The sequence below is a fragment of the Endobacterium cereale genome, from assembly GCF_009617585.1.
GTDB lineage: Bacteria > Pseudomonadota > Alphaproteobacteria > Rhizobiales > Rhizobiaceae > Neorhizobium > Neorhizobium cereale.
The window spans coordinates 16,127-41,183 of sequence record NZ_WIXI01000042.1; the positions used below are offsets into that span (position 1 = coordinate 16,127).

The window sequence follows — 25,057 nt, forward strand, 5'->3', positions numbered from 1 at the left end:
TCACCGGGAACTGGAGTTTTCCGGCTCTTATCACGATGACGGGCTGGTTGCGCCACCGGTATTATGCATCGCAATCGGGACCTTATACCCGATTGCTGAATGAGGGCGATCCTCATTGTAGTATCGACGCCAAGTCTCCAACTTTTCGCGTGAATCCGCAAAGGTCAGGAACCAATGCGCGTTCAGGCATTCGGCCCGAAGCTTGCTGTTGAAGGCCTCGATGAAGCCGTTATCGGCCGGTTTCCGGGCCGAGAGAAGTCCAGGGTGACGTTGTTGGCATAGGCCCAAAGGTCAAGGTCGCGAGAGATGAACTCGCTGCCATTATCGACCCTGATCGTTTTGGGGTAGCCAGTTCCCTTGCAGATACTCTCCAGCGTCTGAACCACATCCTCACCCCGATAGGTGAACCGTGCGTCGGTGGCGGGGCAGTAGCGAGAATGGGTATCCACGACCGTCAGGATACGCAGTTTTTTGCCTGTTGCGAGCTGGTCGTGAACGAAATCCATAGCCCAGACATCGTTTGGCCCAACCGCTGTCTGGCGGTCATCCCTGAGCTTTGCCTTTACGCGCCGCTTGGGATGCTTGTTGCGCAACTGTAGACCTAACTCGCTGTAAATCCTGCGTGTCTTCTTCATATTGATCTTCCATCCATTACGGCGCAAGTGGACATGGACACGCCGGTAGCCATACCGCACGCGTGTCTCGCAAATCTCCTTGATCCGTATTTCGAGAGGGGCCTGCCCGGTTCTTCGGGACTTGTAGTGGTAGGTCGACGTGTCGAACTTCAGCGCCTGGCAGGCCCGTCGGATCGATATGCCCCAATCCACCAACATCCCGTCGATCAGCTTGCGCTTGCGGACAGGCCTCAGAGCTTTCGGCGGATGACGTCCTGAAGCATCTCACGGTCGAGTGTCAGGTCGGCGACAATCTTCTTCAGCCGACTGTTCTCATCCTCCAGTGCCTTCAGTCGGCGCATCTCGTCGGGCAGCAGGCCCGCATACTTCTTGCGCCAATTGAAATAGGTCGCCTGGCTGATCCCCGCCTTGCGGCATATCTCCGCTACAGGCACACCGTCATCACCCTGCTTCAAGATGAACGCCTTCTGGGCGTCCGAAAAATTCGATGCTTTCATCGTTTCCGCTCCTGTTCCCAGCCGGGAAAATAGTGCGAAAAACTCCAATCAAAAACGATCCAGTTTTTGGGGATCAGAGCAATCAGAGCAATATAGCGAAACAGATCCGGACCCGAGGTGACGTGATTGAGGCAAACCCGCCGAAGCCGGGGACAGTAGGATTACCGATTGCCGCCTCCCACCCAATGAGTATTGCTTTGACAATCATCAACCACGCACGGAGCGGGTGTCTCTCGGCATCCTGTGTCATGAGACTTTTTCCAAACGAGCAACCTCACCTTGTCAGAGCCGCCATCATATGGATCGCGATCAGTTGGCTATCGATCTTGACGCTGGCGGCGTTCGAATATCGATCGGGCCGGCAGGGTCTTTCAGAAAGGGCGAGCAGCGCCGAAACCCTTCTCGCCGAGAAACTGGCACAACACGATGCGCATCTGAGCGCATTGGGCGCGATCGTTCGGATGTCTCCCGTCGAGCCGTCGCCGAGCCTTCAGGGCCTCTCGGAAAACATCCTGATCCGATACCCTCGAATTATCGACATCGCCGCGTTCCGTCTTGATGCCGGCGCAGCGAAACCTTTCCGGTACGGCCAGACTGGCGGCCCCATCGAGGAAGACGGGCGACCGCTCAAAGAATTGCCAAAGCTTTCCAATGTCGGCGAAATTACAACGCGCGCCCTGCCCGACGGGCAAGCATACGATCTCTTCAAGCTTGTCGAGCCCGGCCGCATCCTGCGTCTGCGCATCGACGCGAATGCACTGCTGGACGGCGAGAAGGCGTCCCACGACTATTCCACGAAGCTGACACTGGACAACGAAACGCTTGCAGCGCATGGCGCCACTGGCAAGGCGCTGTTTGCCGCGACGACAACGGTCGCCATGACCAGCCATACCCAACCACTCCAGTTGGAGGTCAGCCGCAACTTCGGCCTTGGTGAACTGGTTCCGTTGCGATTGGCCGTCCCGCCGATCCTGGGCTGGGCAGCCGTCATCTGGCTGGCCATGTCTTATCTGGAAACCAAGGCCGAGCGCCGTCGTCATGAACAACGTGCGGCTCTGTTGAAGCAGGAAGCGACACTGGCGCATGCCGGACGGGTGAACGCCCTTGGCGAAATGGCATCCGGCATTGCCCATGAATTGGCCCAGCCGGTGGCGGCATTGCTCAGCCAGAGTCAGGCCGCCAGACGAGCATTGGCCATGGGGCGCCAGGACATCCTGGAAAAAGCACTCGACGCCAATGTTCGCGAAGCAAAACGCGCCGGCGATATCCTCGGGCGCATGCGGGCGTATATTTCAGGTGCGCCGGCCGACATCCAAATGGTCCCTCTCCATGAGGCGATCACCGAGGCCATGCGCCTTGTGGAAGCGGATATCAACGCGCGGGCAATCGGCCTCAACATGATCGTACCCCCGGGCCTGCCCGCCGTGCCGATTGATGTGGTTTCCTTTCAGCAGGTCATTCACAACCTTGTCCGGAACGCTGCGGATGCGGTCGCCGGATGCCCCTCTCCTCTCATCACCCTGAAGGCCCGGCGGGAGGGTGACGGCGTTGCCATCGTGGTATCGGACAATGGTCCGGGCATCGAAACGGGTTCACTCCACCGGATATTTGAACCGTTCTTCACCACAAAGGCGAACGGAATGGGACTTGGTCTGCCTCTGTCTTCGAGGCTGATCGAGCGGATGGATGGCAGTCTGGAAGCACACAATGACGGCGGCGCCACTTTCACCATCCGCCTGCCACTGGGAGAGCTCTCGTGATCTACCTCGTCGACGACGACCTCGCGGTGCGTGAGGCCATGACGCTTCTGCTCGCTACCTATGGAAAAGAGGTTACAACCTTTCCCGATGCGGCTCACCTTCTTGCCCATGTGAAAAAGGCAAAACCGGGCGTCATGCTCCTCGATCTCAGGATGCCTGCCATCAGTGGCCTGCAGCTTTTGAAGAAGCTTGAGGAGCTTGATATCCGCTGGCCGGCGATCATGATTACAGGGCACGGCGACGTCGAGGCATGTCGCCGTGCATTCAAAGCGGGCGTGGTCGATTTCCTCGCCAAGCCAGTCGATGAACATGTGTTGATGGAAACGATCGCAACCTGCGAAGCAGCACTCGACGAGCTTCTCGTCCGTCATGAGAACAGTCGGCTGCTTGACCATCTTACCTCGCGGGAACTGGAAGTGATCGAACTGGTGTCCAAAGGCTTTGGAAGCAAGGACATCGCCGTGGCGCTCGATGTGTCCGTTCGAACCATCGACAGCCATCGGGCGAGCATTGCCACGAAACTCGGAACCTCGGCGGCCGCGGAGCAAACGCGCATGTGGCTCATGGCGCATCGGTAATTCTACCGATCCCTCTCGGTGACGGCGCGAATTCACCCCGTCGTGGCGGCCTGTAAACTGTGAGCCATCAAAAACGGAATGAAAGTTGCGAAAATGAAAACTCTCCTGATTGCTCTTGCCGCCAGCGCGCTCGTCACGGCTCCCTCGTTTGCTAAGGACACTGTGCAGCAGACCAGCCTCGCAACCACGCTCGCGGTTGATATTGCCCAGGCGGCAGTCTCGGCATGCACCGGCGACGGCTACAACGTGTCGGCAGCGGTGACTGACCGGTCCGGCGTTCTGCTTGCGCTGGTGCGCTCCGAAAACGCAGGTGCACATACCGCCAACGCATCCACGCAGAAGGCGTTCACCTCGGCGTCATCGCGCAACCCTACGAGCGCAATGGCCGATAACGTGGCCAAGAACCCCGGCGCGGCTGGTCTCGCTGATATTCCGGGCTTCCTCGTCCTGGCCGGTGGCGTTCCGATCAAGGTCGGCAAGGACACGATCGGCGCGATAGGTGTTGCCGGCGCACCGGGTGGCAATCTGGACGAAGTGTGTGCAAACAAAGCGATCGAGAATGTTGGCACCCGCCTCCAGTAACACCTAGATATGTGAGGGCCTCGGCTGTATTGGTCGGGGCCCTTGACTGCCTTCACGCTTGAAAGTTTTCGATATGAATTGGGTGCCTATAGTCTTCGCTACCTTCAAGGTTGTCGCGTTAGGGGTGGCGATGTATTTCGCCGTCAAATGGCACTACGATCAAGGGGATAAGAGGGATTGGCGAGCGTCGCTACGCGCTGGCGGCAAGATGATCGCAGCGTTCCTGTTGACGCTGATCGTCGTCGGGCTCATCGCCTTCGTCGTCAGCAGGATGCTGGGCTTGGATCTGAACCTCTCGTGAGGCCAGTCTCACCAGCGCCAAAACCGCTTTGCATCTAACAGATCGTCGAGCGCGCTTATGCTCTTCAGATGAGGTTTAACTAGTCGGCGTGTGAAACCAAATCATCAGCCCTTGGAAGATCGGCCAGACCTTGCGTCTCCAGAACTTTCGGGGCCGTTGCTAGGTCGTTAAGCCTGCCGAGTTCATCTGCGCGTTTCCACTGATCCCGCGGCACGCTTGTGGCGCCGAGCCCACTCTTATGCGAAAATAGCGAACAGAAGAATTTAGAAGCGTAACGCAGCATTTTCGCGGCCTTGCGCGCCTCGTGCCATGCTTGTCATCGACATACGCCAGTTCTCGGCCAGGCTTTTCCAGCTTCTCTCTCGTTCGTTCGAGCGCCCCAACCGCAGACGCGCTTCCACGGTTTGGCGTGGCCAAAACCGCAGCTTAGGGCTAACGCCGCCTAACTTGTCCGCTGATCTAGCATAAGCGCGCGCGGCTTGATCACCCGAACACTTCCAGGACGTGCAGCAAGTCGGTGTACTCCCTTACCTTTGCGATCCTACCGTCCCTGATGGTGAAAAGCAGCGCGTATTCGTTTTCGTACACTTTCCCGGTTCTGGTCGTAGCGTGTGAGCGAGTTTCGGTGGCCACGATGTCGCCTTCGCCGATGATGCTGACGATCCGCATATCGAGGCCGTCGGTATAGGCTGAAAGCATGTTGCGGAACATTTTTGCTGCCTCCTCTTTGGTTTTCATGCCCGACGACGGAAAGAGGTGCGGCTTGCCGTTGACCCACCAGGTGGCATCGTCTGTCATTGCATTGATCAGACCGTCGGCGTTCGATTTCTTGAAGTGGTCGCAGAACTCGCGCACGACGCGCTTGTTGTCTTCAACGCTCATTTCGTTTCGCAATCTTTGGTTGGAGCTGATTTCTGAGTTTAAGTAGAGGCCGGCTGGCGGCGAGAATTGCGGGAGGGCCGAACTTTCTAAGACTTCCCCATGTTGGGTAACAAGGTTTGTCAAAGACCAAGCTGATGCTTACCGCCGCGCCAGCCCGAGGTTTGAAGGAACTGTTCCCAAGAGAGCGTTTCCGGGTCCAAGCGCCGGCTCCATTCCAGATCGTGTTCCCTGCCGAAATAGCCATATTCGACGGCATATTCGACCATTCCGATTAGCTCCTGCACAAGGAGGTCGTTGGCGCCGAACCCAGGGAAGTAATGCAGCAATTCGTCACGCTTGAAGGCGCTGCGGTACTCGGCCTTGATACCTGTTACACGCTGAAACGTTTCTACCATCTCGCGAGGGGAAATGATGTCGCCAACAATCGGTAGCGTCTTGCCCCTAAAGGTGTCTGGGTCTGACAATACCGAAAGGACGGCCGGTCCGGTCGCCGTTGTCGGATCGACAAACGGTGCGCGGAAGTCTTCCGGCAGGTAGATTGGCATGAGAAGCGTATCCGCTTCCATCATGGGAACGTAATATTCCAACAGGTTTGTATAGAAGAATGCGAGCGACACGAACGAATGCGTGACGGGCAGAGTGCGAATATAGTCAGCAACCAGTGCCTTATCGGTAAAGTGCGGCGTAAATTTTCTACCTGCGGTAATTTTGTCGACATTGTCCAGAGTGGAAAAAACAATGTGGCCTACGCCGGCCTCGACTGCCGCATCGGCAAGCTGTTTGCCAAGCGCAAATTCGACATTGTCCTGCGGTACGAGCTGGGGGGTCATCAGATAGGCACCGTCGGCACCCTGAAATGCCGTAACCAGTTCCTTCTGATGCCCGAGACCGAGTGGCGCGACAACGATTTCCGCCCCCAAATCAGCCAAACGACGGGCTGCCGCTGAAACGGGGTTTCTGGTCAGAGCGCGGACCCGATATCGATTGCTTTTGAGGAGCGTCACCGCAACGCTTTGGCCCTGTTTGCTGGTTGCGCCGACAACCGAGATGAGCGGTTTTAATTCTTGAGGCATCAGAACTCAGTTCCTTGTGTGGGTTCAGTCATTGGAAACGGGCACGCTGGTTTTGGTGCACCGTCTTTCCAAGCGAACTACATAAGGGTAAGCTGCTTGCTCGATAAGTACGTACAAAGAGCGCATGTAGTATCATGAATGATAGTACCCCCATGAAGCGGACGCGCCGCGCAGCATCGAAAACGGGATGCGCTGTGGAGGCGACGATCTCGGTTGTTGGTGGCGTCTGGAAACCGGTCATTCTATTTCATTTGCTCGAGGGCAAAATGAGATTCAACGCGATTTGTCGCCTCACTCCTGCTGCGACGCCACGAATGATTACGCTTCAATTGCGGGAATTGGAGGCCGACGGCATTATCAGCCGGACGATCTATCCCGAGGTGCCGCCCAAGGTAGAATACGAGCTCACGGAACTCGGGCTATCATTGGAGCCATTGCTGGTCAGCATGTGCGAATGGGGCGAGAGGCTTCAGGCGTTGTGTGGTATCCCCTGCGACACGGGAAATTGCAAACCTAGGTCGCAGAGGCAGGTTTTGGCGGGTGGGCCTAATCGCTGGACCTCGGCTGCAGATGAGCCGCCTCTCACTGAGGGGCCATGATTTGCGGACTTGACGCGGTGCGTTCACGCCTACAGGCCGGCGCCTGAGGCTTCGCAGTCCTTTAACCTTGATGGGAACTGAAACCCCGATCCATCAGTCGGCTGTCGCAAACGATCGTTTGTCGATACCATCGCCGTAACGCTGGCAAATTTGCTTAGGAATTCATATGCTCCGAAGCGCTACTTGCACGTTGTGCTTCCCGCAAGATATGGCGAATCAATGCTCATACGGACTGAGCGCTTTCGCCCTGCCTCAGCCTCAATGCGTGCCGGACCTGGGTCGAGGAACACAAAGGGCAGGAACGCGAACGCGTATACTGCGCCAATCACATTTCGCGTTGTGAAACGCTAAATCGGCAGGTTAACCATGAGCCAAATGACAGCTATTTCTCGGGACAAGAGGAATGCTTACCTGCGTTGCCCGAATGTTACGGCGTGTTATCGCGACTGTGGTCGGCATAGTAGACGGCCCTCACATTTTATAGGACCGCTTGGCCAACCCATAAGCAAGATCGCAGGCAACATCTGGAGCCTCATCTTCCCCGAGCCGACCAGAGACGATCAGGCTAGCCAGGAAGCTGCAATCCACGCGCCGCGCGACGTCATGGCGCGCCGGTATCGAGCAGAAGGCGCGGGTGTCATCGTTGAAGCCTGCGGTATTGTAGAAGCCTGCCGTTTCGGTGACCGCTTCGCGGTAGCGCCGCATTCCTTCCGGGCTGTCATAGAACCACCAGGCAGGGCCTATCCGCAGGCACGGGTAGGCGCCGGCCAGTGGCGCAAGCTCGCGCGAATAAGCCGTTTCGTCCAGCGTGAAAAGGATCACCGTCAAGTCCGGTCGCATGCCCACCGCATCCAGCAGCGGCTTCAACGCCGTCACATAATCGGTACGACCGGGGATATCGAAGCCCTTGTCGCGCCCGTACATCGCCATCACCTGAGCGGAATGATTGCGGCGCGACCCCGGGTGAATCTGGAGAACCAGGCCGTCTTCGAGGCTCATCCGCGCCATCTCGGTCAACATCTGGCCACGGAATGCATCCGCCTCGGCCGGTGAGCATTCGCCGCGCAACGCCTTTTGGAACAAAGCGGCAGCCTCATGTTGTGGCAAATCCTCGGTGCGGGCGGAGGCATGGCCGTGATCGGAGGATGTCGCACCAAACTGTTTGAAATAGGCGCGACGGGCGCGATGAGCATCGAGATAGCCGGGCCAGGTGGCGGTATCGAAACCAGTCTGCTCACCCATCAGCATGATGTTATCGGCAAAGCCCGCCATCTCTGGATCGACGACATTGTCGGGCCGGTAAGCGGTCACGACCCGCCCGTCCCAGCCGCTGTCGCGGATCATCTTGTGCCAGCGCAGGTCATCGGTCGCGGCTTCCGTCGTAGCGATCGCCTCGATGTTAAAACGCTTGAACAGGGCACGGGGGCGGTATTCCGGCTGCGAAAGGCGCTCTGAGATATGGTCGTAATACCAGTCGGCCGTCTCGGCGTTCAATCGCCGGTCTATGCCAAAGACCTCCTGGAAGGAGTGATCCAGCCAGAGGCGCGATGGCGTGCCGCTAAAGAGATGGTAGTTTTGTGCAAACAGTCTCCAGATCTTTCGGCCGTCTGTTTCGACAGGCCCGCCATCGGCACGCGGCACGCCGAGATCCGCCATGCTGACACCCTGCGAGACCAGCATGCGAAAGACATAGTGATCCGGCGTCACGATCAACTGCGCCGGATCAGGGAACGCCGCATCCTCCGCGTACCAGCGTGGATCGGTATGCCCATGCGGGCTGATGATCGGCAGGTCGCGCACCTGCTCGTAAAGGTCTCGCGCCAGACGCCGCGGACGTTCTTCAGTCGGCAGCAGGCGATCATCATCCAGCAGTTTCATGGGAATTGCCTTTCCTCAATGTGTCTCAACGGGGCGGGTCAGAAATTGACCAGTTCGGACACGTTCACCGGCAGGCCGGTCTGGAACGAACGGTTGGCGGCAAGGCCGGTCAGGATCGACATGGCGCCATCGCGAAAATCCGCAGCAAAGGCAGCGCCCGAATTCGCTGCGCCAAAAATATCCGCCAGCATGCGGTTGTCACCACCGCCATGACCGCCCTCGCCCATGACGACCGGCACGATACGCGGCTCGCCATGCAGCGGGAAATGATAAAGCTGGATGCCCTTGGCTGCCCCTTCCGCATCTGAAGCACCACCGGCATTGATGTAGGACGTTTCGCGCACCATCAGCTCGATGCGTCCCTTCGATCCGTTGAAAGCAACGTTAAAACCTTCCCAGGGCGCGTAGGTGTTGAGCGAATAGGTCATCACCGTGCGGTTCTGGTAGCGCACCATCACCTGCATCGTATCTTCGATGCTGATGCCATCGCCGAAAACGTTCTGGTCGCGCTGATAACCATCCTCATGTTCGGCGTCCCAATAGAGAGATTTCTGCACCGGGCTGTCGGTGAGGTCGATGGCGAAGGGGTCGGCCTTGGCCGCCTGAACCTCGGTCGTTCGGGTATAGGGCGTGAACAGGCCGCGTTCTTCGGCATTGGCACGGCCATAGAAACGCAGGTCACCCATGCCGAACACGGTCTGCGGCTGGCTTTGCAGCCAGAAATTCACCAGGTCGAAATGATGGGTGGATTTATGCACCATCAGGCCGCCGCTGTTGCGCTTGTCGCGGTGCCAACGGCGGAAATAATCGGCGCCGTGTTTGGTGTCGAGCAGCCACTCGAAATGCACGGAGAACACCTCGCCGATGCCACCCGAAGCGATGATGTCATGAACCGCCGCATTGTGCGGCGCGTAACGGTAATTGAACGTCACCCGTACCGAGCGACCGGTACGCTTGGCGGTATCAATGATCTGCTGGCATTTCACCACATCCGTCGTCATCGGCTTTTCGGTGATGACATCACGACCGGCTTCGAGTGCCGCGATGATATAGAGATGATGGGTGCGATCGATCGAGGTGACGATGACGACATCCGCACCGGTTTCATCGAGCATGCGGCCAAAATCCTCGGCCTTGTAGGTCGGCAACTGCTCGAGGCCGAACTCTTCGACCAGCACCTTGTTGGTGTAATCCATACGGGTCTGGTTGGTATCGCACAGCGCCACCAGTTCGCCATGCTCGCGGTAATCGCGCGCCAAAGCCTCATAGAACATGCGGGCACGGGCGCCGGTCCCGACAAGGACGTATTTTTTCTTGCTCATCGAATATCTCCTCTTCCGTTCACGCCAAACCGTTCCGATCGACGATGCCGATCCGGCGGAACCACACGTTTGTTTTCATTTCATGGGAAGAACGCGTCGCCTTATCGCGGCAAGGCGCGGCCTTCTGTATCGAACAGGTGAATGTTTTTCGGATCGATCCGCAATGCGACATCCTCGCCCGACCGGCACGATCGCTGACCGGACAGCATGACGGTAATCGTCTCCTGCTGAAAGGGTGGAAGGACATGCAGAACAGTGCTGCCGCCAAGATGTTCGACCAGCTCGATCCGCGCATCACAGATCACCTGGCCGGGACCATCGCCGATATCGATATGTTCCGGCCGGATGCCGAGCGTCAGTGTCTTGCCCTGCAGCTGTCTGCCGGTCTCGATCCGGTTACCATTCAGGGTAACACCGGTGGCACCTGCAACGCTCACGTTGGCAAAATTCATCTTCGGCGAACCGATAAAGCCAGCGACAAACTGGTTGGCAGGATTGTTGTAAAGCTCCAGCGGTGAACCCGCCTGCATGACCTTGCCGGCCTTCAGCACGACGATCTGGTCGGCCATGGTCATCGCCTCGACCTGATCATGGGTGACATAGATCATCGTGTTGCCGAGGCGCTCGTGCAGCTTGGTGATCTCGACACGCATCTGCACACGCAGTTCGGCATCGAGATTGGAAAGCGGTTCGTCGAACAGGAAAATCTTCGGGTCGCGCACGATGGATCGGCCGATGGCAACGCGCTGACGCTGACCGCCGGACAGCGCCTTGGGTTTGCGCTCCAGATAATCGGTGATCTGCAATGTCGCAGCCGCTTCACGAACGCGGCGATCGATTTCCTCGCGCTTGTAACCCGCCGTTTCCAGACCGAAGGCGAGGTTCTTGTAGACCGACATATGCGGGTAAAGCGCATAGGATTGGAACACCATGGCGATGCCGCGCTTGGAGGCGGCGACATCGTTCATACGTTCGCCGTCGATGAGAAGGTCACCGGCCGAGATCGTTTCCAGCCCCGCGATCATCCGCAGCAGCGTGGATTTTCCGCAACCGGAGGGGCCGACGAAAACCGTGAATGCGCCCGGCTTGATTTCAAGATCGATGCCGCGGATGACATCCAGTGCGCCATAACGTTTTTCGACATTGTTGAGTTTGATAGTCGTAACCATTCGCGTGTCCAAGCTTCAGCCGCCAAGGGCTGACCAAAAGGGTTTCAGCGTTTCATGCCGGTCGTGGCGATACCTTCGATCAGCAGGCGCTGGAAAAACAGGAAGATCAGGAAGATCGGCACCAGAGACAGGACCGACATGGCAAACAGCTCGTTCCAGCTGGATGTGCCGCTCGAGTCGATGAACGAGCGCAGGCCGAGCTGAACCGTGTAGTTGCGCATCTCGCTGATGTAGATCAGCGGCCCAAAGAAATCCTCCCAGGTCCAGATGAACGAGAAGATCGCAGCCGTTGCCAGAACCGGCATGGAAAGCGGCAGGATGATCTTCCAGTAGATGCGCCATGCGCTGCATCCATCCATACGCGCCGCTTCATCCAGTTCCTTGGGGATGCCGCGAAAGAACTGCACCATCAGGAAGATGAAGAAGGCATCCACGGCAAAATATTTGGGCAGGATCAGCGGCCACCATGTATTGACCCAATCCAGACTGCGGAACAGCACATATTGCGGGATCAGCGTCACGTGGTAGGGCAACATCAGCGTGCCGAGCATCAGCGCAAACCAGAAGCTGCGCCCCCAGAACTGCAGCCGTGCAAAGGCATAGGCCACCAGTGACGCCGCCAGCACGTTGCCGATCGTTGCCAGCACGGCGATGACCAGCGAGTTGAGAAAAAACTGGCCAAAATTGATCTGCAGCCCGAACCAGCCCTTTGGATAGGCCTCGACCGTCACTTGCGATGGAATGAGCCCGGCATCGCCGCCGAACAATTCCGAGGCCGGCCGCAGAGAACCGGACAGCATCCACAGGATCGGGTAGATCATCACGAAACAGATCGCGATCAGGATCACATGGCGGACGGTGCCCGACAGTCTTGGATGCGCGGAGCCGCGCCCCGGCATTTGCTGCACAGCATCAGTCATCGTAATGCACCCAGTATTTTGTCGTCAGGAAAGAGATCGCGGTGAACACGGCGATGATCGCCACCAGCACCCAGGCCAGCGCCGAGGCGTAACCCATGCGGAAATAGCTGAACCCTTCCTGATAGAGATAAAGCGTATAAAACAGCGTCGAATTGATCGGTCCACCCGAGCCGCCGGAGATGACGAAGGCAGGGGTAAAGGCCTTGAATGCCTCGATCACCTGAATGACCAGATTGAAGAAGATCACCGGCGACAGCAGCGGCAGCGTGATGCGCCAGAACTGCCGTGACGGTGACGCGCCGTCGAGACTTGCGGCTTCGTACATATCCGTCGGGATCTGGCGCAGACCCGCCAGAAAAATGATCATCGGCGAACCGAACTGCCACACGGATAGAACCACGAGCGTGTAGATCGAATAATTGGGGTTCGAGATCCAGCTCGGCCCGATAATGCCGAACTGCGCCAGAATACCGTTGACCATGCCATCGGCCGCAAACAGCTGACGCCACAGGACGGCGATGGCAACGGACGTTCCGAGCAGCGAGGGTAGATAGAAGATCGCCCGGTAGATCGGCAATCCGCGCATGCCACGGTTCAACACCATGGCAACGGCCAGCGCAAAGGCCAGTTTCAGCGGCACCGAGAGCACGACGTAAATCAGCGTCACCTTCATGGATGCCAGGAATTTCGGATCAGCCGTGACCATGCGGACATAGTTCTGCGCACCGATGAATTCCGGCGCATTCAATAAGTCGAAGCGTGTGAACGACAGATAAAGCGATGCGAGCGCCGGCCCCAGCGTCAGGCAGAAGAAGCCGATCAGCCATGGCGCAAGGAACATGTATCCCGCGCCGTTTCGCCTGATCGCCCCCATGAAGCGGCCCTCCGGCCGCCTCACTATGCTCGTTTCATGTAAATCCTGCACTGCCATCATCCGGCCCGCTTCAGGATGGCGGTTGCCTCATCGACCAGATTGGCACCGGCCTGCTCAGGCGTCACCGCCTCGAACGCGGCCTCTTGGCTGATGCGGATTTGAACTTCGTTGATTTCCCCGGCACCACGCGGCGGTGCTGGCGGCAGGGCTCCAACCAGCGGCGTGATACTCGAGATCAGATCGACCACCTTCCGGGCATTCGGGTTCAGGTCAGCCGCGATGGCGTCGCGAATTGCCGGCGATGCCGGCACGCCGCGGTCGAGCCCAAGAAGTTTTGCGCCTTCCGGTTCGGCAATCAGGAAGTTGATCAGCCGGGCCGTCGCAGCCGGGTTTTTCGAAGCCGCCGATATCGCAAACAGCTGCGAAGGCTTGAGATACTGGCCGGGCTTTCCGCCGTCCTGTACCGGGGTGCCCGTTGCTGTCAACTCGAACTGAACGAGTTTCTGGCAGCCTTCGAACTGGTTGGAGTGCACGAAATCGATTGCCGAGCGGCCGTTTACGATTGGTGTCGTTTCGGGCGACTGCTTGTGCAGGGCCTGCACATCGGCCGCAACGCAGCTACCTGCCTTTCGCATCTCTGCCCAATAGGCAAACCAGCGGCCGGCATCGGCAGCGTCATAGGCCAGCGTGCCATCGGGATTGTAAAGCGCCTTGCCCTGCGTGCGCAGCCAGATTTCGAACAGGGTTTCCTGACCGCTGCCGTCTGCCGTGGCGCTCACGCGCTTGTTCTTGTTGCCCTTCATGAAAGCCGCACATTTTTCGGCAAAACCATCCCATGTGGTTTTCAGATCCGGCGGCGTAGCACCCGCCTCGCCCCATGCCTTGGCGTCGAACACCAGGGCAAAAGCGTTGACGCCGACATTGCCACCATAGAGCTTTCCATCGACCGAGCAGCTGTCGAGATTGACCTTGCCGAAATCCTCGAGCTTCAACTGGTTACCAAGATATTCATCCAGAGGCCGGATCGCGCCACGACGCGCGTATTCGAACATGTAGCGGTAATCCATCTGGATGAAATCCGGCGCATTGCCACCGGCAACCTGCGTGGCCAGACGCGCCCAGTAATCATCCCAGCCCATGAATTCGGCCTGGATAGCGGTCTGCGGATTGGCCTTTTTGAACAGGTCGATCGCGGCATTGGTACGGCGGGCGCGCTCATCGCCACCCCACCAGATCATGCGGATATTTGCGGCATCCTGTGCAGAAGCACGGGTACCGGCAAGCAGTGGCAGAGTCATGGCTGCCAACCCGGCGCCGATGAACCGACGCCGACCAAAATGGCTCATATTCATGTCATCCTCCCGAGATGATATCCATCATGTCCGACAGGCGGACGAGACAGTTGCTGCCAGCAAAACCCCTCCTTGAGCGTGCTGACGATTCAAAGACTAGCCGTCACCGGCCATATGGACAAATAGAATATTTCGGCTCAATCATTAAAATCCTTTATGACTTGAGGAGGTCGGGATGGATAAGGGGTTGGAACATTTCGTGGCGGTGGCAGAGGCCGGCAGCTTCATGGCGGCAGCGGAAATTCTGCACATTTCCCAGCCGGCCCTGAGTTACAACATCAAGCGCCTGGAACAGTCACTTGGCGTCGACCTGTTCATTCGGTCGGTCCGCGGCGTCGAACTGACGCCCTATGGCGAGACGCTTTATAACAGCGCCATCTTCATGTCCCGCCTGCACACCAACGCGCTGGCCGCAATCGCGAGGCAGAAAGCCGAGCTGGAGGAAGGCATCAGCATCGGCACCGGTTATTCCACATGGATACTGCTTTTGAAGGACTATGTAATCGCGCATTTCAATGCGCATCCGGCCGCTCCAATCAATGTCAGCATCGGCAACATGATGCGATGTATGGATCAGCTGATTGCTGGCGACATTGCACTCTTTATGGGGCACCGTATCGATCATTTAAAGCCGGGGCTGGCTGTGGATTTTATTCCATTGGGCCACGCGACGGATGGATATTACGTCCGCAATGGGCACCCACTTCTCGGCCGCACGCGGTCGATTGATGAAATACGTTCTTATCCGACGACAATGGCCAACCCCACCGACGCTAGGCAGAAACGCCTGACCTTAGGTTCGGGAGCACAGGACCTCGACGTTAGCGGGCATGCATTCGCGTGCAATTCCATGAGCGCATGCATTGAGTTCGCCCTCAACACCGACGCGGTGCTCATACACAGTGACGTCCTGAGGGGATACTTTAGCAAAAAGGGGCTGCAAGAGGTGAAGATCGATAGACCAAGTCCGCGTCGTCAGGCGGTGATGGGTTTCTATGTTCTGTCCGAGATGCGAGCGAAACCGAAAATCCAAGAAATTATTGAGTCGATTTCTACGCGAGCCGAGGTAGCAGGTCTGTTTCCGTCGGCGACCTGACAACCAATTCTCTGACCGGAAGCGTCCGAAGCCGAAACAACTGCCCCCTTAAGACACGCAGCGGCTCTTAGCCAAGCCGATAAACTGACATGAACGTTCGACCAACACTCCGCAGTTCTAAAGAGTTGATGCATGACATTTTTTTAGATTGATACTTCGGTCTCGTTATAAGCCAGGCTGATAGGTCCTGTGCGTAAGGGGGATGCAGCCGACGCAGGCGGCGGTCCGCGGACAGCCCGATCATCCCTGAGTAGGCGATTTTTCCCGCCTGGCCTAAACCGCTCCCCGGAAGCGCAAGTGCTCGACAAGCAAGGCAAATGCGGGGGACGCAAGGCGTCGGCTGGGGTAGTAGAGATGATAGCCGGGGAATGGCGGACACCAGTCTTCCAGCACCCGTACCAACCTCCCCTCCTCGACCAGAGGTCCGAGATGATCATCGGGCAAGCAGGCCAGACCTAATCCATCAAGCGCGGCATCAATGATCATCGGCACGTCGTTGCAGATAAACTGACCATCGACGCGAACATTCAGCGGGCGCCCGTCACGCTCGAATTCCCATGCATACAAACCACCAAGTGTGGGCAAGCGCAGGTTGATGCATCTGTGCTGCGTCAGATCGTGCGGTGTGTTGGGCTTCTGATTTCGCTCGAAATAGTCCGGCGAACCGGCGACCACCATCCTGAGTTCCGGTCCGATCCGAACCGCGATCATGTCCTTTTCGATGCTCTCGCCGAGGCGCACGCCGGCGTCATACCGTTCGGCAACCAGATCGACGAAACGCTGTTCGATCGAGATCTCGACATTCACATCCGGATAATCACACATCAACCGCTTGACGGCCGGCATGAGGATCGTTTCGGCAGCATGGCGGCTGGAAGTTATCCGCACGGTGCCGCCGGGTTGCTGCCGCATGGCGCTCAGCGCATCGATCTGGCCGCGAATATCGTTGAAGGCGGGGCGCAATGTTTCCATCAGCCGCTCGCCGGCTTCGGTCGGCACAACGTTGCGTGTCGTCCTCACCAGCAGACGCACGCCCATCCGCTCCTCCAGCCGCTTCACCGTATGGCTCAAGGACGACTGCGACGTGCCCAACTGAGCCGCTGCGCGGGTAAAACTCCGCTCTTCCGCTACCGTCAGGAATGCGACCAGGTCGCCCAGTTCATCGCGCTTCATTCATGAATCCAGAGTATAGGTTCATGCGTGACTTAGCATCTAATCGAATGGACCTGCCAGGACTAAATCTCCATCCAACGACGAGTTGATCGCATGTGATCACCAATCATCGTGAACGGAGACAGAAAATGAAAAAACGTACTCTCGGAAAAGCAGGCCTGGAAGTTTCCGCACTCGGCTTCGGATGCATGGGGCTCGATTTCAGCTATGCCCACAAGCTCACGAAGCAGGACGGCATCACGCTCATCCGACAGGCGGTCGAGCGCAGCGTAACCTTCTTCGATACGGCCGAGGTCTACGGCCCCTTCACCAACGAGGAAATTGTCGGTGAAGCCCTGAAACCCGTTCGCGATCAGGTGGTGATCGCCACCAAGTTCGGCTTCAATATCGTGGATGGAAAGATGGCGAGCACCAACAGCCGGCCCGAACAAATCCGGGCGGTCGCCGACGCCTCACTGAAGCGCCTCGGCACCGATGTCATCGACCTCTTCTACCAGCATCGCGTCGATCCGAACGTTCCGATCGAAGACGTCGCCGGCGCCGTGAAGGACCTGATCGCAGCCGGCAAGGTTCGCCATTTCGGCATGTCGGAGCCCGGCGCCCAAACCGTCCGTCGCGCCCATGCGGTACAGCCGATCACCACTCTGCAGAACGAATATTCGCTTTGGACGCGCGGGCCGGAAACCAACGGCATTCTCGAAACCTGCGAGGAACTCGGCATCGGCCTTGTGCCTTACAGCCCGCTCGGCAAGGGATTTCTCACCGGCGCCATGAGCAAGGATACCAAGATCGGTGAAGGCGATTTCCGCAAGATCCTGCCGCGCTTCACGCCGGAAGCGATGGAAAAGAACCAGGCGCTGATCGACCTTCTGAAAAAGATCGCTGACGGCAAGGGCGCCACGACCGCGCAGATCGCACTGGCCTGGCTGCTGGCGCAAAAGCCATGGATCGTTCCGATCCCCGGCACCACCAAGCTTCATCGCCTGGAAGAAAACATTGGCGCGGCCGAAGTGGAACTGACCGCGTCAGACCTTGCCGAGATCGAGACGGCAGCCGCCGCGATCCAGATCGAAGGCGAGCGTTATCCGGAGCAACTGATGAAAACCACCGGCCTCTGACGGCGCGCACCAGCGTCCAGACTCGAGCCTCCCAAAAGACCGGGAACGTTGGCGTTCCCGGTCAACCCTTGAAGGACCTTATTCTCCATGTCCTCCCAGTCCAAGCCTCAGTCTCATCAGGCAAAGCCCGATGGCGCGGCTAATTCTCCCGCAGCGCGCTGGCAGGTCCTCGCTGTCCTCAGCGCACTGATGGGTTTTGCCTCCATCTCGACGGATTTTTATCTGCCCGCCATGCCGGCCATGGCCGATGCGCTTGGTGTGACGGCCGGCAGCGTGGAATATACGATATCGAGCTTCCTGATCGGGTTCAGCCTCGGACAACTGTTCTGGGGTGCCGTCAGCGACAAATACGGGCGCCGCATTCCGGTGGCGACCGGCCTCGTGCTCTTCATCATCGGTTCGGCCGGCTGCGCCATGTCCCAGAGCATCGAGGCGATCATCGTCTGGCGCATCGTGCAGGCATTCGGCGCCTGCGCGGGCGTCGTGCTGTCGCGTGCCATGGTCCGCGACCTGTATCAGGGTCCGCGCGCCGCCCAGATGCTGTCGACGCTGATTGCCGTGATGGCCATTGCGCCACTGCTCGGCCCGATCCTCGGCGGCCAGATCGACGCATTCGCCGGCTGGCGGGCGATCTTCTGGACGCTGGTCGTTCTCGGTATAGCAATGCTTGCCGCGCTGTCTACGCTGCCGGAAACGCTCGCGCCCGAAAAACGCAATCCGGCGCCTCTGAGTGGCGCCCTCAGGCGTTACGGCCTGCTTCTGCGCCACAAGCGGATACTTGGCTATGCCGGTTCCGGCGCCTTTTTCTTTTCCGGCATATATGCCTATATCGCCGGGACGCCGTTTGCCTTCATCACCTACCATCAGGTGCCGGCACAGTATTACGGATTGCTGTTCGGCGCCGGTATCGTCGGCATCGTCACCACCAACCTTCTCAACACCCGCCTCGTTCACCGCTTCGGCATGGACCGCATGCTGTCCACCGGCACGATCGTCGGCATGATTGCCGGGCTGGCGCTTGCGGTTGCCGCCTATACGGATTGGGGAGGCTGTGGGGATTGTTCATTCCGCTTTTCGTCTTCGTTTCGATGACGGGCTTCATCGTCGCCAATTCCATAGCCGGCGCCATGTCCGACTTCCCCGAACAGGCCGGCGCGGTTTCCGCTCTCGTTGGCGCCATCCAATACGGCAGCGGCATCGCCGGCTCGGGCCTCGTCGGTGCCTTTGCCGACGGCACACCATGGCCGATGGGCTGGGTGATCGGCCTGATGGGCATCGGCAGCGTCCTTTGCGCCGGCCTCGTCACCTCCACATCTCCGCGCAACGGCGAGCAAAAAGCAGCATGTCCGCAAAACGCCTGAACATCCTTGTCATCGGCGCGACCGGCAGCGTTGGTCGTCTTGTCGTGAAAGAAGCCCTTGTCCGTGGCCATGCGGTGCGCGCGCTTGTGCGTGATATCCGCAAGGGCCGCATGCTCGGCGACAAGGTCGAAATTTGCCTTGGAGACCTCGCCGAAACAGACAGTATCGGGATGGCGCTGGAAGGCGTCGATGCGATCGTCTTCACCCATGGTTCGAATGGCGGAGGAAAACTCGGCTCGGAGCGGGTGGATTATGGCGGCGTCCGCAATACACTCGAGGCGCTGGGCGATCGCAAGGCGCGGATCGCGCTGATGACCGCGATCGGTGTCACCAACCGCAGCGGCAGCTACAATCAGTCGACCGAGGCACATGACTGGAAACGGCGCGGCGAGCGGCTGGTGCGGGCCAGTGGCCTGCCCTACACGATCGTGCGCCCCGGCTGGTTCGACTACAACGATGCCGACCAGCAGAAGCTCGTTTTCCTGCAGGGCGACACGCGCCAGTCGGGAACGCCGCGCGACGGCGTGATCGCCCGCCGGCAGATCGCCCAGGTGCTGGTGGAGAGCCTCACCTCGCATGAGGCCACGAACAAGACGTTCGAACTGGTTGCCGAAAGGGGAACAGCGCAACGCGATCTTAATCCGCTGTTTGCGGCCATGTGCGCAGACGCCGCGAACGAACCCGATGCCATCCGCGACCAGGCCAACATGCCGATCGACGCGGAGCCCGAGCGCGTTGTCGCCGATCTGGCGTCTGCCCGCGCACGCCGCGCCGCAACGGCATCATCCTGAAACCAGCCCCCCGCCATTCACTCACCACACCAAAACAAAGGAAATTTGCCCATGTTGGCGACAATGCTTTACGGCCCCGGCGACATCCGATGCGAAGAAGTTTCTGAGGCGAAAATTCTCCACCCGACGGATGCGATCATCAAGCTGTCGGCCTCGTGCATATGCGGTTCCGACCTTTGGCCGTACCGTGGCGCAAACGAAGTCACCGCGCCCATGGCCATGGGACACGAATATTGCGGCATCGTCGTTGAAGTCGGCAGCGCGGTCAAAACCGTCAAGCCGGGCCAGTTCGTCGTCGGCTCGTTCTGCCTGTCCGACAACACTTGCCCGCATTGCCGTTTTGGTTTCCAGTCCTCCTGCGAGCAGCGTGAATTCATGACCGGCGCCCAGGCACCCTATGCACGCGTTCCATTGGCCGACGGGTCGCTGGTGGCAACCGCCGAACTGCCGTCCGACGACCTCATTCCGAGCCTGCTTGCCGTTTCCGACGTGCTCGGCACCGGCTGGTATGCGGCGGACGCTGCGGGCGTGACGGAAGGCTCGACGGCTGTTGTCGTCGGCGACGGCGCCGTCGGCCTGATGGGCGTGCTGGCCGCCAAGCAGATGGGCGCTGCCCGCATCATCGCCATGAGCCGTCACAAGAGCCGTCAGGACCTGGCGCTGGAATTCGGCGCGACCGACATCGTCTCCGAGCGCGGCGAGGCAGGCATTGCGCGCGTCAAGGAACTGACCAATGGTGTGGGCGCCGAAAGCGTGCTGGAATGCGTCGGTATGGAAGAATCCATGTCGCAGGCCATCAATTGTGCCCGCCCCGGCGGCAAGATCGGTTTCGTCGGCGTGCCGCATGGCGTGACCTTCGATGGCCAGCAACTGTTCTTCCAGCAGAAGAGCCTGCTGGGAGGCCCGGCCCCGGTTCGCCGTTACCTGCCCTACCTGATGGATCTGGTTCTCGACCGCGAGATCAATCCCGGCAAGGTTTTTGATCTCGAATTGCCGCTGGCGGATGTCGCGGAAGGGTATCGCGCCATGGACGAACGCCGCGCCATCAAGACGCTGCTGCGTTTCTGAGAACGTCATGGATACGCCGTAGCGCCTATGGCGTATCCTTCCATTCGCCATTCATGAACAGGGCGCATAGGCCCAATCGGTTTGCGCCATCTAATGTCACCGCCTGCCGCAACCCATCTCATATCCGGGATCTGGTGGTTGTGACTGCCCTACTCCCTCGCCATTTCGCGCCCAAAGAGGAACACAGGATGAAAAACATCGCCGCCAGTATCGCCATGTCCACTCTCGCCGCGACCGGCGTGGAAGCACAGGAAGAGCGTCGTCGTGTGGCTCCACCCGCCGTTTATGACGTGGCGCCGGGGCTTGGTCATTTCACCGATGACGTGCTGTTTGGCGAGGTCTGGGAACGCGCAGAACTGAAACCGCGCGACCGCAGTCTTGTGACCGTCTCCGCGATCGTCTCGACGGGCAAAACGGCACAGATCGGCGGACATGTGCGTCGCGCTCTCGATAACGGTGTCAAGTCAGAAGAGATCGGCGAACTGATCACCCAGCTCGCCTTCTATACCGGCTGGCCGAACGCGATTTCTGCTGTTGCCGAAGTCAAAGAGGTGTTCGACGAACGCAATATTGCGCCCGTGGTCAGCAGCGATGCGGCCAGGATCGAACTCGAAGCCACGGCAGAAGCAGCCCGAACCGCAACCGTCAACACAACTGTCGCCCCAACGGCTGCCGCCCTTGCCGATCTGACCAACCGTGTCCTGTTCGGTGAACTGTGGCAGCGACCGGATCTTTCCGCCCGCGACCGCAGCCTGATCACCATGGCCGCACTGATCGCCGTCGGCCAGCCGGAACAGCTGCCTTTCCATGCCAACAGGGCGATGGACAACGGGTTGAGCAACACCGAAGCCTCGGAGGTTATCACCCATGTCGCGTTTTATGCAGGCTGGCCGCGCGCCATGTCGGCGGTGCCCGTGCTGAAGCGCGTCTTCGAAGCCCGCGCCGACAAGGCGGCAACCCCTCAGAACAAAGCCTCCCAAGGAACAGAAATGAACATTCAAATCACCCGCGCCAATACCTCAGCCACACAGGGATCCGCCGATTATTTCACTGGCGAAGTGCATGTTTCCACGCCTTACAAGGGCAATGAGCCCGCCCGCATCAGTGGCGCGACCGTATCCTTCACGGCTGGCGCGCGGACAGCATGGCACACCCATCCGCTAGGTCAGACGCTATTCATCGTGTCCGGCAAGGGCTGGGTCCAGAAGGAAGGCGGCCCGGTGGAAGCGATTGCTCCGGGCGACGTCGTGTGGATCCCTCCGCACGTCAAGCACTGGCACGGCGCCTCTGCCGATCAAGCAATGTCGCATTTCGCAGTGGCTGAAGCCGAGAGCGGCAGCGTCGTCACCTGGCTGGAAAAGGTTTCCGACGAAGATTACGCACAAGGGGTCGCGATCGACTGATCGGGATGCTTCCAGGGAAACAACGATGCCGCATGATCTGCAAAGACGTCATCTTTTGAGGGCTTTGCCCCTGACCGCCGCCGGCCTTCTGCTGGCGGCGAAGGAGGGTGTAGCGCAGCAACGGCCTAACGGCTCGCAGCGTGTCCTCGTCGCCTATTTTACCCGAACGGGAAATACCGAAGTCATTGCGCGCCAGATCCGTCGGGCGCAGGAAGCATCGTTGTTCAGAATAGAGCCTGCCACGCCCTATCCCGAGGATTACGCACTGACGGTGGCCCAGGCGAGAAGCGAAACCCAATCAGGCTATCTTCCGCCGCTAGCGCAGGTGGTCGCCGATATCGGCCGATACCGGACGATCTATCTCGGTTTCCCCATATGGGGCATGACCGTGCCACCGGTCGTTAGGTCGTTCTTGCGTGCTCACGATTTGTCGGGCAAGACTGTGGTTCCGTTCATCACGCATGGTGGATATGGGATCGGCAACAGCACGGAAATCCTGCAATCGTTCGCCACCGGTGCCGAATTGGCCCCAGCCTTCACGATGGAAGCCGATCAGGAGAGGCGGACGCTGGAGCAGGTTACGGGCTGGCTCTCTCGCAAGTGATCTTGCGAAACGCGAGCCTCTTTTCACCCGATCAACCTTGGAGACCAGTCGAAGAGTACTCGGTCATCGGAGGCATCCTCGCCGTTGGGCTTCGGGGCGCTTTCGCTTATTCAAAAGGCGCTTGAAATCAGACGGTGCCCATCTTCGGTCCACTTTCGGTCTAGGAACGCCATCTCACCCGTCCTTTTCACCTTGATGGGATCAACCTTATTGATCTCCAAATTGTCCATATCGAGATATGGCTGAAAACATGTCCCGTGGCGGCCGAATGGGCTAAACATCTACAACGCTTGCCATTCAACAAGACTTTCTCCACAACGGCGCCATGATATCAATTTCCGATCTTTCCACCCGCATCGCCGGTCGCCTCCTCCTCGACAAAGCCAACGTGACGCTTCCAACTGGCACCAAGGCCGGCCTTGTCGGCCGCAACGGCGCCGGCAAATCCACGCTGTTCAAGGTCATTACTGGTGATCACGGCCCAGAAAGCGGCGCTGTATCAATCCCCAAAAACGCCAGGATCGGACAGGTCGCGCAGGAAGCCCCCGGCACCGAAGACAGTCTTATCGAAATCGTCATGGCGGCCGACAAGGAACGCGCGGCACTGATGGCGGAATCGGAAACAGCGACCGACCCCGATCGCATTGCCGATATCCAGATGCGGCTCGTCGATATCGACGCGCATTCGGCAGAAGCGCGTGCATCCAGCATTCTCGCCGGTCTGGGATTCAATCAGGAAGCCCAGCTCCGTCCGGCTTCGTCTTTCTCCGGCGGCTGGCGCATGCGCGTCGCGCTGGCATCGGTGTTGTTTTCCGAGCCAGACCTGCTTCTGCTCGACGAACCGACGAACTATCTCGACCTCGAAGGATCGCTCTGGCTTGAGGATTACATCCGCCGTTATCCCTACACGGTCATCATCATCAGCCACGACCGCGATCTTTTGAACAATGCCGTCAATGCCATTGTGCATCTCGACCAGAAAAAACTGACCTTCTATCGCGGCGGTTACGACCAGTTCGTGCGCCAGAAGGCCGAAAACGACGAGTTGCAGAACAAGGCCAAGGTCAAGAACGATGCAGCGCGCAAGCACCTGCAAAGTTTCATCGACCGCTTCAAGGCCAAGGCATCCAAGGCAAAGCAGGCGCAATCACGCGTCAAGGCGCTGGAACGCATGGGCACCGTCTCTTCGGTCATCGAAGATCACGTGCAGCCCATAACCTTTCCGACACCGGAAAAGCAGCCTGCCTCACCGATCATCGCCATCGATGGTGGCTCTGTCGGTTACGAGCCAGGCACTCCTATTCTCGACAGCCTGGACCTGCGCATCGATGCCGACGACCGGATCGCGCTGCTGGGTTCCAACGGCAATGGCAAATCGACATTCGCGAAATTCATCTCCGGTCGCCTTGCGCCGGAAACCGGTGATCTGCGCATAGCCTCCACGCTGAAGGTCGGCTTTTTTGCCCAGCACCAGCTCGATGACCTGGTGCCGGACGAATCTGCTGTCGAGCACGTGCGCAAGCTGATGCCGCAGGCGCCGGAAGCCAAGGTTCGCGCCCGCGTGGCGCAGATGGGTCTTGCCACCGAAAAGATGGCAACCGCTGCCAAGGATCTTTCAGGTGGTGAAAAGGCGCGTCTGCTGATGGGGCTTGCCGCATTCCATGCGCCCAACCTGTTGATCCTCGATGAACCGACAAACCATCTCGACATCGACAGCCGTCATGCGCTGATCGAGGCGTTGAACGATTACGATGGTGCTGTGATCCTGATTTCGCATGACCGCCACCTGATCGAAGCGACCGTCGACCGCCTGTGGCTGGTCAACAATGGTACCGTCACCACATTCGAAGGCGACATGGACGAGTACCGCGATCTCGTCGTTTCCTCCGGGAAAAAGAAAAAGAAAAAATAACGTCGTCACCGAACCCGCTGAACACACGCCGGCGCGACACCACCATAAGTCGGCGTGTGAACGCGCATGTCGTCAATACCGCTCGGAAGTGTGGAACCACAGGCGCAAT

At 58.8% G+C, this 25,057-nt stretch carries 22 protein-coding genes and 3 pseudogenes; 14 read left to right on the forward strand and 11 right to left on the reverse strand.

Annotated elements, in window-relative coordinates:
* Window positions 1-30: 30 nt before the first annotated feature.
* A pseudogene (locus tag GAO09_RS11530) lies at window positions 31-1,132 on the reverse strand (IS3 family transposase).
* Here GAO09_RS11530 and GAO09_RS30350 point away from each other — a divergent pair.
* From GAO09_RS30350 to GAO09_RS11550, 4 genes are all read left to right on the forward strand, one after another.
* Complete coding sequence (locus tag GAO09_RS30350) at window positions 1,123-2,892, forward strand: sensor histidine kinase (RefSeq protein WP_153354160.1); 1,770 nt, start codon at window positions 1,123-1,125, stop codon at window positions 2,890-2,892. The pseudogene GAO09_RS11530 and the gene GAO09_RS30350 sit on opposite strands and share 10 nt — an antisense overlap.
* Window positions 2,889-3,470 (forward strand): response regulator transcription factor, encoded by a 582-nt coding sequence (locus GAO09_RS11540; RefSeq protein ID WP_324185543.1) that lies wholly within the window; start codon window positions 2,889-2,891, stop codon window positions 3,468-3,470. The genes GAO09_RS30350 and GAO09_RS11540 overlap by 4 nt, the downstream gene beginning before the upstream one ends.
* Window positions 3,471-3,563: 93 nt before the next feature.
* Window positions 3,564-4,052 (forward strand): GlcG/HbpS family heme-binding protein, encoded by a 489-nt coding sequence (locus tag GAO09_RS11545; protein WP_153354161.1) that lies wholly within the window; start codon window positions 3,564-3,566, stop codon window positions 4,050-4,052.
* A 130-nt stretch (window positions 4,053-4,182) separates the two neighbouring features.
* On the forward strand, window positions 4,183-4,353 hold the full coding sequence (locus GAO09_RS11550) for a hypothetical protein (protein ID WP_235938054.1): 171 nt from the start codon (window positions 4,183-4,185) through the stop codon (window positions 4,351-4,353).
* 79 nt (window positions 4,354-4,432) lie between these two features.
* Here the strand turns inward: GAO09_RS11550 and GAO09_RS30530 are convergent.
* The 3 genes and pseudogenes from GAO09_RS30530 to GAO09_RS11565 form a co-directional block, all read right to left on the reverse strand.
* Window positions 4,433-4,654 (reverse strand): annotated as a pseudogene (locus GAO09_RS30530) (CHAD domain-containing protein); the annotation flags it as partial.
* Between the two features lie 182 nt (window positions 4,655-4,836).
* Window positions 4,837-5,235 carry a nuclear transport factor 2 family protein gene (locus GAO09_RS11560; RefSeq protein WP_153354163.1) on the reverse strand — a complete coding sequence of 133 codons (399 nt, stop codon included), beginning with the start codon at window positions 5,233-5,235 and terminating at the stop codon, window positions 4,837-4,839.
* Window positions 5,236-5,354: 119 nt separating this feature from the next.
* Window positions 5,355-6,308: an NmrA/HSCARG family protein gene (locus GAO09_RS11565; RefSeq protein ID WP_153354164.1), complete on the reverse strand. Its 954-nt coding sequence runs from the start codon at window positions 6,306-6,308 to the stop codon at window positions 5,355-5,357.
* A gap of 152 nt (window positions 6,309-6,460) precedes the next feature.
* On the opposite strand from GAO09_RS11565, the gene GAO09_RS11570 reads away from it, so the two are divergent.
* Window positions 6,461-6,907, forward strand: a complete 447-nt coding sequence (locus tag GAO09_RS11570) for a winged helix-turn-helix transcriptional regulator (protein WP_235938055.1) — start codon at window positions 6,461-6,463, stop codon at window positions 6,905-6,907.
* 471 nt (window positions 6,908-7,378) lie between these two features.
* Here the strand turns inward: GAO09_RS11570 and uxaC are convergent, their stop codons facing one another.
* The 6 genes from uxaC to GAO09_RS11600 form a co-directional block, all read right to left on the reverse strand.
* Window positions 7,379-8,785 (reverse strand): glucuronate isomerase, encoded by a 1,407-nt coding sequence (gene uxaC, locus GAO09_RS11575; RefSeq protein WP_153354166.1) that lies wholly within the window; start codon window positions 8,783-8,785, stop codon window positions 7,379-7,381.
* A 38-nt stretch (window positions 8,786-8,823) separates the two neighbouring features.
* Entirely contained in the window at window positions 8,824-10,107 is a 1,284-nt protein-coding gene (locus tag GAO09_RS11580; RefSeq protein ID WP_153354167.1) for a Gfo/Idh/MocA family protein, read from the reverse strand.
* Between the two features lie 101 nt (window positions 10,108-10,208).
* Window positions 10,209-11,276 carry an ABC transporter ATP-binding protein gene (locus GAO09_RS11585; protein ID WP_153354168.1) on the reverse strand — a complete coding sequence of 356 codons (1,068 nt, stop codon included), beginning with the start codon at window positions 11,274-11,276 and terminating at the stop codon, window positions 10,209-10,211.
* Between the two features lie 44 nt (window positions 11,277-11,320).
* Window positions 11,321-12,175, reverse strand: a complete 855-nt coding sequence (locus GAO09_RS11590; RefSeq protein ID WP_410769277.1) for a carbohydrate ABC transporter permease — start codon at window positions 12,173-12,175, stop codon at window positions 11,321-11,323.
* Between the two features lie 13 nt (window positions 12,176-12,188).
* Window positions 12,189-13,130 carry a carbohydrate ABC transporter permease gene (locus tag GAO09_RS11595; RefSeq protein ID WP_153354170.1) on the reverse strand — a complete coding sequence of 314 codons (942 nt, stop codon included), beginning with the start codon at window positions 13,128-13,130 and terminating at the stop codon, window positions 12,189-12,191.
* Window positions 13,127-14,422, reverse strand: a complete 1,296-nt coding sequence (locus tag GAO09_RS11600) for an ABC transporter substrate-binding protein (RefSeq protein WP_153354171.1) — start codon at window positions 14,420-14,422, stop codon at window positions 13,127-13,129. The genes GAO09_RS11595 and GAO09_RS11600 overlap by 4 nt, the downstream gene beginning before the upstream one ends.
* A gap of 175 nt (window positions 14,423-14,597) precedes the next feature.
* Here GAO09_RS11600 and GAO09_RS11605 point away from each other — a divergent pair, with 175 nt between their 5' ends.
* Window positions 14,598-15,518: a LysR family transcriptional regulator gene (locus GAO09_RS11605; protein ID WP_153354172.1), complete on the forward strand. Its 921-nt coding sequence runs from the start codon at window positions 14,598-14,600 to the stop codon at window positions 15,516-15,518.
* 273 nt (window positions 15,519-15,791) lie between these two features.
* Here GAO09_RS11605 and GAO09_RS11610 read toward each other — a convergent pair whose 3' ends face one another.
* Window positions 15,792-16,691, reverse strand: coding sequence for a LysR family transcriptional regulator (locus tag GAO09_RS11610; RefSeq protein ID WP_153354173.1), 900 nt, complete (start codon window positions 16,689-16,691; stop codon window positions 15,792-15,794).
* A gap of 128 nt (window positions 16,692-16,819) precedes the next feature.
* Here GAO09_RS11610 and GAO09_RS11615 point away from each other — a divergent pair, with 128 nt between their 5' ends.
* The 8 genes and pseudogenes from GAO09_RS11615 to GAO09_RS11645 form a co-directional block, all read left to right on the forward strand.
* Window positions 16,820-17,809 carry an aldo/keto reductase gene (locus tag GAO09_RS11615; RefSeq protein ID WP_153354174.1) on the forward strand — a complete coding sequence of 330 codons (990 nt, stop codon included), beginning with the start codon at window positions 16,820-16,822 and terminating at the stop codon, window positions 17,807-17,809.
* A gap of 87 nt (window positions 17,810-17,896) precedes the next feature.
* On the forward strand, window positions 17,897-18,901 hold the full coding sequence (locus GAO09_RS11620) for a multidrug effflux MFS transporter (protein WP_235938057.1): 1,005 nt from the start codon (window positions 17,897-17,899) through the stop codon (window positions 18,899-18,901).
* Window positions 18,868-19,170 (forward strand): MFS transporter, encoded by a 303-nt coding sequence (locus GAO09_RS30045; RefSeq protein ID WP_235938058.1) that lies wholly within the window; start codon window positions 18,868-18,870, stop codon window positions 19,168-19,170. The genes GAO09_RS11620 and GAO09_RS30045 overlap by 34 nt, the downstream gene beginning before the upstream one ends.
* Window positions 19,152-19,961: an SDR family oxidoreductase gene (locus tag GAO09_RS11625; RefSeq protein ID WP_153354175.1), complete on the forward strand. Its 810-nt coding sequence runs from the start codon at window positions 19,152-19,154 to the stop codon at window positions 19,959-19,961. The genes GAO09_RS30045 and GAO09_RS11625 overlap by 19 nt, the downstream gene beginning before the upstream one ends.
* 51 nt (window positions 19,962-20,012) lie before the next feature.
* Window positions 20,013-21,029, forward strand: a complete 1,017-nt coding sequence (locus tag GAO09_RS11630) for a zinc-dependent alcohol dehydrogenase family protein (protein WP_153354176.1) — start codon at window positions 20,013-20,015, stop codon at window positions 21,027-21,029.
* A gap of 188 nt (window positions 21,030-21,217) precedes the next feature.
* On the forward strand, window positions 21,218-22,432 hold the full coding sequence (locus GAO09_RS11635) for a (R)-mandelonitrile lyase (protein WP_153354177.1): 1,215 nt from the start codon (window positions 21,218-21,220) through the stop codon (window positions 22,430-22,432).
* A gap of 25 nt (window positions 22,433-22,457) precedes the next feature.
* Window positions 22,458-23,036 carry a flavodoxin gene (locus GAO09_RS11640; RefSeq protein WP_153354178.1) on the forward strand — a complete coding sequence of 193 codons (579 nt, stop codon included), beginning with the start codon at window positions 22,458-22,460 and terminating at the stop codon, window positions 23,034-23,036.
* 325 nt (window positions 23,037-23,361) lie between these two features.
* A pseudogene (locus tag GAO09_RS11645) lies at window positions 23,362-24,945 on the forward strand (ABC-F family ATP-binding cassette domain-containing protein); the annotation flags it as partial.
* Window positions 24,946-25,057 lie beyond the last annotated feature (112 nt).